This window comes from Wolbachia endosymbiont of Chrysomya megacephala (assembly GCF_008245065.1).
Classification (GTDB): domain Bacteria; phylum Pseudomonadota; class Alphaproteobacteria; order Rickettsiales; family Anaplasmataceae; genus Wolbachia.
Window position 1 is genome coordinate 781,250 of the sequence record NZ_CP021120.1, and the last position, 16,278, is coordinate 797,527.

The 16,278-nt window shown below is 34.9% G+C and carries 13 protein-coding genes; 10 read left to right on the forward strand and 3 right to left on the reverse strand.

Annotation, left to right across the window (positions count from 1 at the left end):
- Nucleotide 1: 1 nt before the first annotated feature.
- From virB11 to CAI20_RS03840, 3 genes are all read left to right on the forward strand, one after another.
- Nucleotides 2–994 (forward strand): P-type DNA transfer ATPase VirB11, encoded by a 993-nt coding sequence (gene virB11 / locus CAI20_RS03830; protein WP_149168821.1) that lies wholly within the window; start codon nucleotides 2–4, stop codon nucleotides 992–994.
- A gap of 30 nt (nucleotides 995–1,024) precedes the next feature.
- Entirely contained in the window at nucleotides 1,025–3,043 is a 2,019-nt protein-coding gene (locus CAI20_RS03835) for a type IV secretory system conjugative DNA transfer family protein (RefSeq protein WP_149168822.1), read from the forward strand.
- Nucleotides 3,044–3,143: 100 nt separating this feature from the next.
- On the forward strand, nucleotides 3,144–4,028 hold the full coding sequence (locus CAI20_RS03840; RefSeq protein WP_149168823.1) for a P44/Msp2 family outer membrane protein: 885 nt from the start codon (nucleotides 3,144–3,146) through the stop codon (nucleotides 4,026–4,028).
- A gap of 178 nt (nucleotides 4,029–4,206) precedes the next feature.
- On the opposite strand, the gene topA is transcribed toward CAI20_RS03840, so the two are convergent.
- Nucleotides 4,207–6,657, reverse strand: coding sequence for a type I DNA topoisomerase (gene topA, locus CAI20_RS03845; protein WP_019236955.1), 2,451 nt, complete (start codon nucleotides 6,655–6,657; stop codon nucleotides 4,207–4,209).
- Between the two features lie 648 nt (nucleotides 6,658–7,305).
- Between topA and CAI20_RS03850 the strand changes: the two genes are divergently transcribed.
- Nucleotides 7,306–8,577 carry an MFS transporter gene (locus CAI20_RS03850; RefSeq protein WP_149168824.1) on the forward strand — a complete coding sequence of 424 codons (1,272 nt, stop codon included), beginning with the start codon at nucleotides 7,306–7,308 and terminating at the stop codon, nucleotides 8,575–8,577.
- A 66-nt stretch (nucleotides 8,578–8,643) separates the two neighbouring features.
- Complete coding sequence (gene radA, locus CAI20_RS03855) at nucleotides 8,644–9,987, forward strand: DNA repair protein RadA (RefSeq protein ID WP_010404970.1); 1,344 nt, start codon at nucleotides 8,644–8,646, stop codon at nucleotides 9,985–9,987.
- A gap of 750 nt (nucleotides 9,988–10,737) precedes the next feature.
- Here the strand turns inward: radA and ftsY are convergent.
- Nucleotides 10,738–11,655: a signal recognition particle-docking protein FtsY gene (ftsY, locus tag CAI20_RS03860; RefSeq protein ID WP_149168825.1), complete on the reverse strand. Its 918-nt coding sequence runs from the start codon at nucleotides 11,653–11,655 to the stop codon at nucleotides 10,738–10,740.
- 177 nt (nucleotides 11,656–11,832) lie between these two features.
- Here ftsY and iscU point away from each other — a divergent pair, with 177 nt between their 5' ends.
- Genes iscU through CAI20_RS03880 form a run of 4 tightly spaced genes read left to right on the forward strand, consistent with a single transcriptional unit; the run spans nucleotide 11,833 to nucleotide 14,932 of the window.
- A complete protein-coding gene (gene iscU, locus CAI20_RS03865) occupies nucleotides 11,833–12,216 on the forward strand; it encodes a Fe-S cluster assembly scaffold IscU (RefSeq protein WP_007302620.1) in 384 nt (127 codons plus the stop codon).
- Nucleotides 12,217–12,221: 5 nt separating this feature from the next.
- Entirely contained in the window at nucleotides 12,222–12,608 is a 387-nt protein-coding gene (locus CAI20_RS03870) for a HesB/IscA family protein (RefSeq protein WP_006012614.1), read from the forward strand.
- A complete protein-coding gene (gene hscB, locus CAI20_RS03875) occupies nucleotides 12,601–13,059 on the forward strand; it encodes a Fe-S protein assembly co-chaperone HscB (RefSeq protein ID WP_127464246.1) in 459 nt (152 codons plus the stop codon). The genes CAI20_RS03870 and hscB overlap by 8 nt, the downstream gene beginning before the upstream one ends.
- Nucleotides 13,037–14,932, forward strand: a complete 1,896-nt coding sequence (locus CAI20_RS03880) for an Hsp70 family protein (RefSeq protein WP_149168826.1) — start codon at nucleotides 13,037–13,039, stop codon at nucleotides 14,930–14,932. The genes hscB and CAI20_RS03880 overlap by 23 nt, the downstream gene beginning before the upstream one ends.
- 3 nt (nucleotides 14,933–14,935) lie before the next feature.
- On the opposite strand, the gene lepB is transcribed toward CAI20_RS03880, so the two are convergent.
- On the reverse strand, nucleotides 14,936–15,721 hold the full coding sequence (lepB, locus tag CAI20_RS03885; protein WP_149168827.1) for a signal peptidase I: 786 nt from the start codon (nucleotides 15,719–15,721) through the stop codon (nucleotides 14,936–14,938).
- Between the two features lie 199 nt (nucleotides 15,722–15,920).
- Here lepB and CAI20_RS03890 point away from each other — a divergent pair, with 199 nt between their 5' ends.
- A complete protein-coding gene (locus CAI20_RS03890) occupies nucleotides 15,921–16,277 on the forward strand; it encodes a TrbC/VirB2 family protein (RefSeq protein ID WP_007302624.1) in 357 nt (118 codons plus the stop codon).
- Nucleotide 16,278: the final 1 nt, after the last annotated feature.

Sequence of the window (16,278 nt, forward strand, 5' to 3'; positions counted from 1 at the left end):
AATGAACTATGCTGCACTTGATACATACTTGGAGCCATTACAAGGGATATTTCAAGAGGAAGGTGTAAATGAAATATCAATAAATAAACCGAAGGAAGTATGGATTGAAAATCGCGGTGAAATAAGATGCGAAAAGTTAGAAATATTTGATCTTAATCATTTAAAATCTCTTAGCAGGTTGATTGCTCAAGCTACAGAACAAAAACTGAGCGAAGAGACACCGCTGCTTTCAGCTACATTACCAAATGGTTATCGTATACAGATAGTGTTTCCTCCAGCATGTGAGCCTGATAAAGTAGTCATTTCAATTCGTAAACCTTCTTCTATGCAATTGGCATTGGATGATTATGAAAAAATGGGGGCTTTTTCTAACACTGTTATAGGAGTGACCGATAATCCAGTAGATCGTCACCTAGATTTGCTACTGAAACAAAAAAAAATAAAAGAGTTTTTAGAATATGCTGTAATAAGTAAGAAAAATATCATAATTAGTGGTGGAACTTCCACTGGTAAAACCACTTTTACTAATGCTACTTTGCGTGCTATTCCATCTGAAGAAAGAATTATTACTGTTGAAGATGCAAGAGAGATAGTTTTGAATGATCATCCCAATAAAGTCCATTTAATTGCTTCTAAAGGAGGGCAAGGCAGGGCAAAAGTGACCACTCAAGATTTGATAGAGGCATGTTTACGTTTAAGACCAGATAGAATAATAGTTGGTGAATTACGTGGAGCAGAAGCTTTTAGTTTTCTTAGAGCAATAAACACTGGCCACCCAGGGTCAATATCAACTCTTCATGCGGATAGTCCGGCAATGGCTCTTGAGCAAATAAAACTTATGGTTATGCAAGCAAATCTTGGCATTCCCCCAGATCAGATCATACCATACATTAGAAATGTAATTGATATTGTTATTCAGCTAAAAAGAACCAGTGGAGGCAAAAGAAGCATTTCTGAGATATTATTTACTAGATCTTCAAATGAAAATACTTAAATTTATACGTAAGTTAAGAAAAAGTAGTTTATGAGTAATGGAAATCACCTACGCAATATTCTCATAGGAGGTGTAGTATCTTTTAGCATACTTGAATTTTGCTTCTATTTGTCTGGTATATTATTCTACCTGTTTGTTGACGGTCCAGATGGTGTAGATTTTAGAGCAATTAATCCTAGCTTGACACCTTTTCCTCAAGCTCTCTGGCCGACAATTTTTGATCATATACAATATTGTTGGCATCATCCAGAGCTATATAGCTTTGAGCTCAAAATTAAATTAGTTGTATCTTCTATACTGCCTCAAATTGTTTTGATGATTATTTTGTGGAATGTGAGAGAAAGACTAATTGAGTGGCGGCCATTTAAAAAGAAAGAATCACTTCATGGAGATTCACAGTGGGCATCAGAGAAAGACATACGAAAAGCGGGATTAAGAAGCAAAAAAGGTCTATTGCTTGGTAAAGATAAGAGAGGATATTTTATTGCTGATGGGTTTCAGCATGCATTGCTCTTTGCACCTACAGGCTCTGGTAAAGGTGTTGGTTTTGTAATTCCTAATTTGTTATTTTGGAATGATTCGGTAATTGTGCATGATATAAAATTAGAAAACTATGAAATAACAAGTGGTTGGCGAGAGCGACAAGGACAAAAAGTATATGTATGGAACCCAGCGCAGCCAGATGGGGTAAGCCATTGTTATAATCCACTGGAATGGATTAGTGAAAAACCTGGACAGATGGTTGACGATGTGCAAAAAATAGCTAACCTAATCATGCCTGAACAAGATTTTTGGCAAAACGAAGCAAGAAGCTTATTTGTTGGGGTGGTACTATATTTACTTGCTGCACCAGAGAAAGTTAAATCTTTTGGTGAGGTTGTGCGTACGATGCGTAGCGATGACGTAGTTTACAATCTTGCTGTAGTTTTGGACACAATGGGTAAAATAATACATCCGGTAGCGTATATGAACATTGCAGCTTTTTTGCAAAAGGCTGACAAAGAAAGATCAGGTGTTGTGTCAACTATGAACTCGTCGCTTGAATTGTGGGCAAACCCATTGATCGATACTGCAACTGCATCAAGTGATTTTAATATTTTGGATTTTAAAAAGAAGAAAACTACAGTTTATGTTGGTTTAACTCCTGATAACTTAACTAGGCTCAGGCCTTTAATGCAGGTTTTTTACCAACAGGCAACTGAGTTTTTATGTAGAAAATTGCCATCGGATGACGAGCCTTACGGCGTATTATTTTTAATGGATGAGTTTCCAACACTTGGAAAAATGGAGCAATTTCAAACTGGCATCGCATACTTTCGTGGCTATCGAGTAAGGTTATTTTTAATTGTTCAAGATACTGAACAGCTTAAAGGAATATATGAAGAAGCAGGAATGAACTCCTTTTTATCAAACTCAACCTATAGAATAACTTTTGCAGCCAATAATATTGAAACGGCTAATTTGATATCTCAGCTTATAGGAAACAAAACTGTACAACAAGAATCATTAAACAAACCTAAATTTTTAGACTTGAATCCTGCATCAAGATCATTGCATATCTCTGAAACACAGAGAGCATTGCTCTTACCTCAAGAAATTATTATGCTGCCACGTGATGATCAGATAATTTTGATAGAATCGACTTATCCAATTAAGTCAAAGAAAATTTTGTACTATAGTGATAGCACATTCACAAGAAGGCTGATTAAACCAACACGTGTGCCTACACAAGAGCCATATGATCCAAACAAGGTCTTTTCTGCTGCTAACAAAGATAAGATTAGTAATGAAGAAGAGAGTAATGCTATTGAAGCTGCTGATTATCCTGTTGAAGCTAAAACTGAAGATGCAATATACGATGAGCCAGAGATTGAAGATGGATTTGAAGACGAGGATATTGATGATAAGTTTGAAGGTGGTGATGGGTTTGATGATGAGGAAGACGATGATGGGTTTGATGATGAAGACAGTAAGGATGAATTTGACGATGATGATGAATTTGAAGATGAGGACAAACTAGACGGCAATAAAATCGAGGATAGAGGTTAATTTTACCTATTTTTTAGCTTAGAAAATAATTAGTTTTTTCATATTAAATCATTTTTAATTAATTAGTACTAGATTAGCTATTTTAACTAGAGGAATAGTCATGATGAGTAAAAAAACATTAGCAGTTACAGCACTTGCTTTATTGTTGTCACAACAATCTTTTGCAAGTGAAACAGAAGGATTTTACTTTGGTGGTGGATATTACGGTCAATATTTCAACTTGGGTAAGTTGAAAGCAAAAATTGGAGGCAAAGATGCTAAAGATGATAACCGTGTATCTATAAATGACATAGACGCTCAGAGAACAGAAGGTCAGTTAATAAGTAAGTATAAAGGAGATTATAACCCACCTTTTGCTGCAAATGTAACGTTTGGTTACACAGGAGAACTAGGCAATAATAGCTATAGAGCTGAATTGGAAGGGATGTACTCTTCTGTAAAAGTAGATAATATTGGTTTATCAAGTAATCAAGTAACTGTTTCGTATCTAAAAGACGTTAGTGAGAGTGCTAATAAAAAAACTTATATGTATAAAACTGTAATTAATCATGACCAAGTAGAAAACGCATCTGTAATGGCAAATGTTTATCATTATTGGAAAAGTGATAGTTTATCTTTTTCTCCTTATGTTGGGGTTGGAGTCGGTGCAACAAGAATGACAATGTTTGAAAAATCGTCAATAAGACCTGCAGGTCAATTGAAAGCTGGCTTTGATTATCGTATAAACGAAGATGTAAATATGCACATCGGATATAGAGGTTTTGGTGTTCTTGGTAGTAATGTTGATTTTGAAGCAGAGGTGTTAGGAGAAATGAAAGCAAAGCAACCGGTAAACCCAGATGGAAAAAAGATATTAGAATTGAATAAAAGTCAAAAACCATCGGACCAGAAGTTACACAAAGAAAGTATCAGTATAGGCAATCAAGTGTTTCACACACACGGTATAGAAGCTGGTCTTACTTTTCATTTTGCAAGCAAAGCTTAACTCTGATAGAGACTATTTTCCTGGTAGCACGTCTGCGTCACACGACTGTAGCTGCTAACCAGGTGACAACTTTCTCGTTATCTGAATATTTTCTTTCTTGTAATTCAGGCTCTTTTTTTCTCAGTTCCAGCGTGTAGCGCTGGAACAACAATAAAAAGCATATGGTTATGCAAGAAGTCTACTTTTTATTCTTAATTAACTCTAAAGCCTTCTTCAGATCTATACTTTCAATATCTGCATTCTTGCCCAACGCAACGTTTGTTTTACCGCATTTTATATAGAATCCGTACCTACCGTTGCAGATAAAAACTTCTTTTCCCTTTTCATTAAAACCAAGAGATTTTAGCTCTTTGCGTGGGCTGCTCTCAATAATTTGTATAGCTTCGTTTAATTGTGTGTCTAATACCTCCTTAGAGCTTTTTTTAAGAGAAAAGTATCGACCATCATAGAGAATATAGTACCCAAATCGTCCAAGACCTATTTTTACTTCTTTTCCAGTTTCAGGGTGCTCTCCGATTATTTTCGGCAGGGAAAGTAATCGAGTGGCGGTATTTAGATCAATATCATTAACATTTATATCTTTTGGTACAGAAATCTTTTTTTTCTTTTCTGACTCACTATTAAACTCCAGATAAAGTCCAAAAGGACCTTTTTTGATCATTACCTCTTGGCCTGTCATATCATCTATACCCAAACTTTTTGGATATTCTGAATTGTCATTACTGCCCGTAATTTCTTTTGTATGATTGCATGCAGGATAGTTAGAACATCCAAGAAACACACCGGCTTTTCCAAAATTTAATTTCAATATACCACCAGAGCAATTAGGACATTTTTTACCTATTTCTTCCTTTCCTTCCTCTGAGCAAAACCAATTGACTACCAAATCATGAATACCACTAAAAATCTCATCATGTGTCATTTGCTTAACAGAATTTACATGATTAAAAAATGGCACCCAAAAATAGCCTAGTTCTTTTTTCCAATCTGCATGTCCATTTGAGATTGAATCAAGCCTTTCTTCCATTTGTGCTGTAAAGTCATACTCTACACAACGCTGAAAAAAAGTTTCCAAAAATATAGTCACGATCTTACCGCGGCTGCTTGGAATAAATCTTTTGTTATCCAATGAAACATATTCACGATCTTGTAATACCGAAATAATTGTTGCATAAGTTGATGGGCGACCTATACCGACTTCTTCCATTTTTTTTACTATACTCGCTTCACTATAACGAGGTGGCGGTTGAGTAAAATGCTGTTTCGGATCAACAGAAATCAACTTGCACGCTTCCTCTTCCTTCATGGCAGGTAGCAGGCCTTCATTTTCGGCTTCTATGTTATCTTGATAAACTTTATAAAAACCATCAAAGAATATACTTGATCCACTTGCTCGCAGAATCACTTTCTGGTCAATAGAACTAATTTCAACTACCACTTGATCAAGAATCGCCGATTCCATTTGACTTGCGATGGTTCTTTTCCAGATTAAATCGTATAATTTAAATTGCTCTGGCGTTAAGTAATCCTTAATACTACCCGGTGTTCTATTAATATCAGTTGGCCGGATTGCTTCATGTGCTTCTTGAGCATTTTTGACCTTTTTTACATATTTACGAGGAGACTGCGGTAAATATTTATCACCATATAATGACTTAATTGATCCCCTGATTGAGTTTATAGCCTCATCTGCAATATGAAACCCATCTGTACGCATGTAAGTTATCAACCCTACGGTTTCACCACCAATATTGATACCTTCATATAAATTTTGCGCTACTCGCATAACATTTTTCACATTAAAATACAGTTTATTCACTGCATCTTGCTGAAGACTTGAGGTGATAAATGGAGGAAGCGGGTTTCTCTTAACTTGCTTGCGTTCTACTGTGCTTACAGCATACTGCCTTGACTCGATCTCCCTGACTAAGTTCTTTGCCTCTTCTTCATTCTTAATATCAAATTTTTCTAGCTTTTTATTGTCATAGTGGCTTAGCATAGCAAAAAAAGCCTCATCTTTGCTATTTTGCATTTCTGCCTTTATGCTCCAATACTCCTGTGTTATAAATTTACTAATTTCATCTTCTCGTTCGCATATAAGCTTTAATGCAACAGACTGCACTCGCCCTGCAGATTTGCTTCCCGACAATTTTGTCCACAGCAGCGGTGACAAGCTAAATCCAACTAGATAATCCAAAGCTCTGCGTGCTTGCTGTGCACGCACTAAGTCCATATTAATTTCACGTGGATTTTTTATAGCTTCTTGCACTGCTCTTTTTGTTATTTCGTTAAAGACTACTCTATGAATGTTACTTTCATCATTGATTGCTTTTCTTTCCTTTAGTGCCTCTATCACATTCCAAGCTATTGCTTCCCCTTCTCTGTCTGGATCTGTTGCAAGGTATATATCTGATGTTTTACTAGCTTCCTTGACTAACTCTTTTACATACTTTTCTGCTTTTTCAATAATCTCATACTTCATGGCAAAGTCATTATCAGGATCAACAGAACCATTCTTCGCTGGCAGATCTCTGACGTGGCCAAAAGATGCAGCCACTTTGAATTCTTTACTCAAATATTTACCTATCGTCTTTGCCTTTGCTGGCGACTCAACTATTAATAATGCCATAATTATTAGTACTTAAAGGTAATATGTTGAAATATATAGAATAAAAAGTAAAAAAATATTTTAATGGTCTTTCCAATTTTTCTAAGTAATTGTTTGATGTTCGCAAAAAAACTAATGAAAGAACCTGCTTTATAAATTTTTTCAACTCCCTTACCATAAGGATAACGCTATACTATTTATCTTCGTCTGTGCAGATTAAACGACAAAAGCATAACGCAGTTGTCGTCTTATTTTTAATTTTTTGCACTATGTGCATCTTATTTCTTTACAAAACTTCCAGTTTTTTAACCATATAAGCTGAAACGGGCTGTTTAAGACAGGCCAATTTTCAGGATTAGAGCTAGCTAATAGGGGGTTTCTTTTGTCTTTTTTCTACTTGGTAAATTTCTTGATATTTGTAGCTAAAGTAATTTAAGAGAGGTGTCATCCCAGTGTCGGAGCACTGGGATGACAAGAAAAGGAGTACTGGAATGACATATTCCACCATGTCATTCCAGCGGATGACCAGATTTTTTTATTTGATCCCAGACTGGCTGGTTATGCAAGTTCCAATTTTAATAATATTTACATATAAGCCATACGCTTGAGTTGCAAAGTTCTAAAAAGCAGCCAAAATAAAAATAAGTAGACATTTACAAATTAAACTAAGTGTACAATCAACAAACAAGAGTATTGATTGCAACAATACTCTGTAGAATCGCAATATGGTATGACCATATGCTCTTTATTGATCTGGTTAATATAATTAGTAGAGAATTTTGTTATGCAAAAGATATCTACTACAGCATATTGCAATTGTTTGGAATTGCAGGAATGGGTGCAATGGTAAGACCACTTGGTGCATCTGTATTTGGTCACATTGGTGATAGGTATGGAAGGAGAATGGCGTTAACGATTGCTATCTTGCTAATATCAATTCCTTCTAGTCTCGTTGCGTTTATTCCAAGTTATAGTAAAATAGGAATAACCTCTACTATGTTGCTTCTTACAATCCATCTGATACAAGGGGTTGCACTTGGCGCTGAGCAAGGAGGTAGCTCTGTTTATCTCATAGAGCATTTACCTAATAAGAAAAAACTAGGAATGTTTTTTGGAATAATAAGTTTTGGTCGCTCTATTGGCATATTGCTCTCTGTGGTTGCAGTGATCATCTGTAAAAAAACCACTGATTTTAACGCTTGGGGTTGGAGGCTGCCGTTTATTTTTTCAGCCATTTTAGGATTAATAAGCGCATATAGTATATATACACTAGGAGAAACTCCAGTGTATGAAAAAAATCGAGAACAAAGAAATTTACCTAATTTACCAATAATAGAGCTTACAAAACGCTATAAAAGAGCCCTGATACTTGCCATTTTAATATCTGTACCTGTTAATGTTGCTGTTGGATTTACCATATTTCTTAGAACAATTGCAAAAGAAATAGTGTCTGTTGAAACTTATGTAACAACGTATGTCAACGAGGTTGTACTCATTATAACCAGTATATTAATTCCGATATCTTCAATAATGCTTGGAATTTTAGCTGATAAAACAGGAAGAGAACGCACTGCAATCTTATTTATAGTGATAACAATGGTATTATGTTGTCCTATGTTATCTATTGCATATTACTATAAAAGCTATCTTATAATCATGTTGAGTGTTATGGCTCTTTCTATAATCGAGAGGGGTATTAATCCTATAGGGATAGTTACTGCTGAGCTTTTTCCTACTAATGTTAGATTTAGTGGTGTGAGTTTATCACGTAACATTTCTTATGCCCTGCATGGTGGATTTACTCCTATGATATGCACTGGGTTTACTATAATGTTTCCTAAAATAGACTTTGCTGCTGGGCTTTATGTAATTTTTTGCTTATTAGTCAGCTTAGTAGCAATATTGCAAATAAAACCACAAGATAAAAAGTGTGATTGGTAATTTTCTCTATTTAAATTTATTTCACTTATTTAGCTAATTTTTATTATAATTATAATTTTGGCTTTTATGAAAACTGCATACGTATGTCAATTCTGCGGTCATAGCACTGGAAGGTGGGTAGGAAGGTGTATTGCATGTGACAGTTGGGATACGGTTGTCGAAGAAATAGTACTAAAAACAGAAACGAGAAGTACATCTGCACCAATTTCAATAAAAGCGTTATCAGATAGTGAAATTATTACCCCCGATCGTTTTTTAACAGGAATAGAAGAGTTAGATAGAGTTTTTGGTGGAGGTATCGTTCAAGGTGCTAGCATTTTAATTGGTGGTGAACCTGGAATTGGAAAATCTACTCTTTTGCTTAGGATTGCAGCTAATGTTGTACAACTTTCCTCTTTTGAATGTCTTTATGTATCTGGCGAGGAATCTTTAGAGCAAGTGAGCCTCAGAGCAAAGCGTCTTAAAATAAATGAACCTAAAATTAAGCTTTTATCTACAGTATCTTTAACTGATGTAGTAGCAACAATAAGAAAAAATAAGAGTATTAAGTTCTTGATAATTGATTCTATACAAACAATGTATGATAGCAAAGTCACATCAGCACCAGGAACTGTAACTCAAGTCCGTACCTGCGCTCATGAATTGACTGTTCTTGCAAAGCAATATGGTGTTTCTCTCTTAATAGTTGGCCATATAACGAAAGATGGACAAATAGCGGGACCTAAAACCCTGGAGCATATGGTAGATACAGTACTATATTTTGAGGGTGAAAATAGTAATCAATATCGCATTTTACGTACTATTAAAAATAGATTTGGCCCTGCAAATGAAATTGGTGTTTTTGAGATGTCTAAAGCAGGACTCATGCCTGTTGATAATCCATCATCATTATTCTTGACCGTACATGATAGAGAAGTAGTTGGCAGCGCCGTATTTGCAGGAGTTGAAGGCTCAAGACCAATCTTAATGGAAGTGCAAGCATTAATAGCAAGGACTAATATGGCAACTCCAAGAAGAGCAGTAGTTGGTTGGGATATTAATAGATTAGCTATGATAATCGCGGTTCTAAGTGCTCGTTGTAAAATGTTTTTGCATGATAAAGAAGTATACCTAAACATTGCAGGAGGACTCAAAATACAGGAACCATCAGCTGATCTTGCTGTTGCTGCTTCTCTTATTTCAAGTTTAGTAAATTTACCGCTACCAACTTCTTCAATAATCTGCGGTGAAGTTGCACTTTCAGGAGAAATTAGGAATGTTTCACATGCTGATCTCAGACTAAGGGAAGCACAAAAATTAGGATTTAAAAAAGCGATTATGCCTAAAAATGGCAATTATTCTTCTCATGATATTGAGATAATTAAGCTTGGTCATATAAAAGAGTTAAAAGAGATCTTCAATCACAATTAAATATTATCTGCATGAACATTTTGCTTGTGAGAAGGATGTTATCCCAGCTTCCATAATGTCATTCAAGTAGCTGACACTGGCTTCTTTTTTTTCTGGATTCCAGACTGGAATGACACTATCTGCTATTTTTCCTTGCCTGAACGAATACGAAAACTTAGTTTTAAGTATAGAGGTAATCGTATAAAAAAAAGAAGATGTAGAATATCTTCTTTTTTGTGATTAAAGATACATTAAATCTTGATTGTGTATTTCCTCTGCTATAAGCAATAATTTTTCGCTCTCATCAAAGAGACTTTTTGCGCTAGCTGCTAATTTCTCACTAATTTGTGGTAGACATTGTCATAATATACTCCTTAAATTTTTAAAATATATTTATGTTGGTATACAAGTATCAATATTACATTAATATAGTAACTTTTTAGGCATGAGTGACAAGCTGAAGTGGTTTTTAATTACTCAAAAAACAGAAACGTTTCTATTTCCTACACTTTCTAAAACCATAGGTACCAGTTGGTTTTTAGCTAAAGTAAAGGTCAAGTATCTGGAATTCTGGACATAAAATCCTCCTGTGTAAAAAAGAGTTAGAAAAAAAATGCAGTGCACATACGACAGATATACACTGAAGAATACATTTTTTAATAAGTTTGATTAAAAAGTCTGCAGACGAAGATAGATTTTGAGCTCTTAAAATATCTCTAATTGTAATTATAATGAGGTTAGAAATATGCGGAAGTAATTTTTATATGTTAGCTATCTATAATCACATTTAAACAGCGCTTCAGCAAACTCTTTGCCAGTAAATTCCCTCAGGTCTTCTATACTTTCACCAATTCCTATAGCGTGTAATTTCACCTTATAAGCTTCTGCAAGCCCAATCACTACTCCACCTTTGGCAGTACCATCTAGCTTTGTTACAATTAACCCGGTAACACCAACCATTTTACTAAACGCCTCTAACTGGCTATAAGCATTTTGGCCAGTAGTTCCATCAAGAACTAAAATAACATCATGAGGAGCAGTATCATCCAATTTCTTTATCGTTCTATGTATTTTTGACAGCTCTTGCATGAGATTTACATTGTTTTGTAGCCTTCCTGCTGTATCAATTAAAACAACATCAACGCTATCTTTTATCGCTTGACTTACAGCTCTATATGCCACACTTGCAGAATCGCTACCGTGCTCTCCAGTAACAATAGAGCAATCAGAACGTTCTGCCCAAATATTTAATTGCTCACTCGCAGCAGCTCTGAATGTGTCGCACGCAACAAGCATAACGGATTTCCCTTTTTCCTTATATTTATAGGCAAGTTTACCTATAGTTGTAGTTTTTCCATTACCATTCACTCCGCACACCATTATTATGTGTGGTTTTTTATTCAAAATGAGCGGCTGCACTACAGGGTTTAATATCGACTCTATTTCGCTCATTAACTGCTGTGTGATAACGCTATGCTCAACTTCTGATTCAAATTTGATACTTGCGAGCTTATCAATAAGCAATCTAGAAGTTTTATGACCTATATCCATGCTAATCAGCAGCTCTTCCAGATCATCTAAAAGCGACTGATCTAATTTTTTTTTGCCAGAAAAAATATTTTTTACTCCATCACTAAAACGGGAGGAGGTTTTTAATAGTCCTTGATAAAGATTACTGAATAAACTCAAGAAATACTCCTTTCAAAATTACCATATAAAGAATGACATGCACTATATGTATTTGTAAAGTAAATACACTCGTAACCTATATATTTTGTGAGTAAAATGTACTGCTTGCTAGTGTATTTTACTTTAGTTTTTAACCTAAATATGTTATAATGTAAGTAATGGTTTACGGGTAGTTCTATGAGTTATAATGAGAAAATTTTAGATCATTACGAAAATCCAAGGAATGTTGGCTCTCTGGATAAAAATGATCCAAATGTTGGTACTGGTTTAGTTGGTGCACCATCATGCGGAGATGTAATGAAACTGCAAATAAAGGTCAACGATAAAGGTGTTATTGAAGACGCAAAATTTAAAACTTTTGGTTGTGGTTCTGCTATAGCTTCAAGTTCTTTGCTTACAGAAATGATCAAAGGAAAAACTATTGAGAATGTAACAAAGATAAAGAATACTCAAATAGTGGAAGAATTGTCTTTGCCGCCAGTAAAGATACACTGTTCAGTACTTGCTGAGGATGCTATAAAAGCTGCTATTCATGATTATCAAAATAAACAAAAACATTGAGGAATATGAGTGAATTTCAAGGAGTAAATTCTGTTAAAAAACCTATCACTCTAACTGCAAATGCAGTAGAGAGGGTAAGGTTTTTATTGGACAAAAAGAAGCATGCTAACCTTGAAGAAGCAATAGGAATAAGAGTTCTAATTAAGCAAAAAGGATGCTCTGGTTTAAAATATGATATTGAGTATGCATATGATGTTCGTCCTTTGGAGTCGGTAATTGAAGAAAGCTGCAGTGATGATCAAAAAGTCAAGGTGCTGATCGATCCAAAATCTATCATGTTTATCCTTGGCTCTGAAATGGATTATGTAGAGGAAAAATTCTCATCAGGTTTTATTTTCAAAAATCCTAATGAGAAAGGAAAATGTGGTTGTGGAGAGAGTTTTCATGTCTAGCAACCATTTCACATTGTTTGGAATTGAAACGGCTTTTAACATCAGCTTTGATGAGCTGGAGAAAAAATATATTGAGCTAAGCAAAACTGATATAAATGAAAGAGAGTCCAAAAATATGGAAAATATCAACAAAGCTTATCAGGTACTGAAGTCACCGCTAAAGCGTGCCGAACATTTGTTGGATCTTTTTGACGTAAAAAGCAAAAAAGAGCATCTTGATCCTGAAATATTAAATGAATCAATGGAAATAAGAGAATACTTTCTAGACTGCGATGATTTACAATTTGCAAGTAGGATGATTGATGAAAAGGTAAAAGATTGTACTAAAAACCTAATTAATGCTTTTGCTACAAAAAATTTTGATGAAGCTGCTACGCAAGTTTTTAGATTGAGATATTTATATAAGTTATTTGAGGAGATGAAGGAAAATGCGGCCAGTTCAAATTTCTGAACCAGGTTCAAATGAGGTAGTTTTTGGTATAGATCTTGGAACTACTAACTCTTTAATTGCCATGGTAAATAAAGCTGGCAACGTAGAAATATTTAAAGATGAGCAAGGTCGTGAACTATTACCTTCTGTCATTTCATATGAAAAGGATGTACTAAAAGTAGGCTACGATGTTGGCGAAAACGCTATCTGCTCTATAAAACGCTTAATGGGTAAAAGTGTTAAAGATTTGCATAAAGAAGGTATCAATTGTGAAATAGATAACGAAAGTGAAAAAGTTATTAGGGTAAAATGCTCAGAAGAAAAGTATCTCACTCCTATTGAGATCTCTGCTGAGATACTAAAAACTCTATGCAAGAGGGTAAAAAAATTCACAGGGATGAAAGTTAACAAAGCAGTGATTACTGTACCAGCTTATTTTGATGATTCAGCACGTAACGCAACCAAATATGCAGCAAAATTAGCTGGCATAGATGTTCTTCGCCTCATTAATGAACCAACCGCTGCAGCACTTTCTTACTCCATTGAAAAGAACAATAACAGTGGCATATATGCAGTTTATGACCTCGGTGGTGGAACATTTGACATTTCAATATTAAAATTACATCAAGGAGTGTTTCAAGTTCTTGCAGTTGGTGGTGATACTAAACTTGGTGGTGATGATTTTGATCATCTACTTAGTTTAATCGTGCTTGAAAAGTATAGAGAACAGGTAGGTTTAAATAAAAAATGCTCTAGTGTCATCCCAGTGCTCCGACACTGGGATCCAGAAAGTTTGATTGCAAGTGAACACACCAGAAAGTTATATAATAAGAACTGGATTCCAGTGTCAAGCACTGCACCATCTGATACAACTACCTACAAATTACAACATTCATACACTAAAACTGGTATCTGCAATATACGTGCTATAAAAGAGTACCTAAGTGAAGATACCTCTGGCACTTTTGAATTCAGCATCAATGGTGAATTATTTAAGTGCAAAATTACCAAAGAAGAATTCGAGCAAGCAATCAGTCCTTTAGTTAATAAGACTATAAATATAGTTACTCGTACTATAAGCAACATAGATCTTAAAATCGATGATATAAAAGGGGTAATTTTAGTTGGTGGCGCAACTAGAGTGCCATTAGTGCAAAATTCACTAATCAAACTCTTTGGCAATAAAGTGCTGAATGATGTGGATCCGGACAAAGCAGTTGCCAATGGGGCAGCTTTGCAGGCTCATTATTTAACTTCAAACTCAAAAGATAGGAATATTCTCCTTGATGTGCTGCCTTTATCACTTGGCATAGAAACTATGGGGGGAATAGTTGAAAAAATTATACCAAGAAATACACCACTACCAGTTTCAGAAATAAAAGAGTTTACAACTTACGCTAACGGGCAAACAGCAATGAAAATTCACGTTTGTCAAGGAGAACGTGAAATGATAAAAGATAATAAATCTCTAGCACGATTTGAACTCAAAGGTATACCACAATTGCCTGCAGGTTCTGCAAAAGTTGAAATAGGATTTACAGTTAGCATTGATGGAATATTGACTGTCACTGCAAGAGAAAAAACTACTGGAGTCGAACAGACAGTTGAAATAAATTCAAGCTCTGGCTTAAATGAAGAAGATATTCAAGATATGGTCAATCAGTCAGTAAGTAACTTTGATGAAGACATGAAGGCTCGTTCCCTTGCAGAGGCTAAAATTAACGGTAACAAGCTCATACATCTAGTTGAAAATGTTTCTACTGAGCAAAAGTTAAAAATTTTACTACAGAACGCAAAAGACGCTTTACAGGAAAATGACTTAGACAACATTAATAATGCTATCTCTGAGTTAGAAAACTCTGCTTTAGAATTATGCGAATCAGCAGACAGATAGAGTTCATACAACTTTGTGAAGTACCCTGTCAAATCTCAGAGCAATAGGTAACCTAAAATCAAACGGCAACCAATCAACTTTGCCTAATTTAAACGATAAACCAACCATGCTTACGCGTCCAACTATATTTTCAGTTGGTATTAACCCAATTTCAGAAAACCTGCTATCAAAAGAATTATTTCTATTGTCTCCCATAACAAAAAATTGATCATCAGGCACATAATAAACTGGAGTATTGTATGATAACTTATTAGAAAGATTATCTATTAGAATTTCATGCTCCTTGCCGCTCGGGAGTGTTTCGATGTATCTTGCTATATTACGCTTTGACTCATAATCAAAAAAATTTTCAATTTGTCTTCGTTTTACTTTCTGATCATTTAAATATAACTCCCCCTCTATCATTTGCACTTTATCGCCCGGTATTCCTATTACCCGCTTAACAAATCTAATGCTGTCATTTCTTGTAGGCTTGAAAACTATTATATCACCACGCTCCGGAGGGGTATAAAAGATTCTACCGCTAAAGATGTTTGGAGAAAATGGAAAAGAGTGTTTACTATAACCATATGAATATTTACTAGTAAAAATATAATCTCCCTCAAGTAGAGTGCTTTTCATTGAACAAGAAGGAATATGAAATGGCTCAAATAAAAAACTACGTATTGATAGCGCAATTAGTAGCAAAAAAAACAGTGAAGATAAAAACTTTCTCGTTCTTGCTATCCGGTTCTCTCTCAATTCTTTCAATTTTATTTTCTTTATAAATTTAAGCTTATCATAACACATAAAAGTGGTAATGTGAAATTTTACTCATGGGTGTTATTGCTCTTTTTCGAAAGTCGAAATAAGCTCTCAAGTAATTGACAGTGATTGATAACCAATAGACATCATTTGCTATGCAATATTGTATAAATCACAATGCTAGTTTTACTAAAAATTATACTATTTTAGATATAATTATAGTATTTAAACTTAAGGTATAGGGATGAACCCTACAATTAGAAAGGTTTTTTGTATTCTACTTATAGTATTATTTATTTCTTTTTCTCATGTTGGAAGTGCTGCTAACTCTAATGACGATACAACTGCTCAAGTAATATGTAATATTATTGGCTACGTTTGGGGAATAGGTGGACCGCTTATGACCGTAGTGATAATAGGAGCAGCTTTACTTGCAATATTTGGTAGAATGCCGTGGCCTGCTCTTTTCGCCCTCGGTGTATTTTGCGCTGTGTTTTTTGGCGCTAAAACTATTGTCATAAAAGTAATGGGTGGTATAAACTCTACAAATGCCTCTTTTATGGAAGAATGTGGAACGGGAGATAAAAAAAAGAGTCAATAGG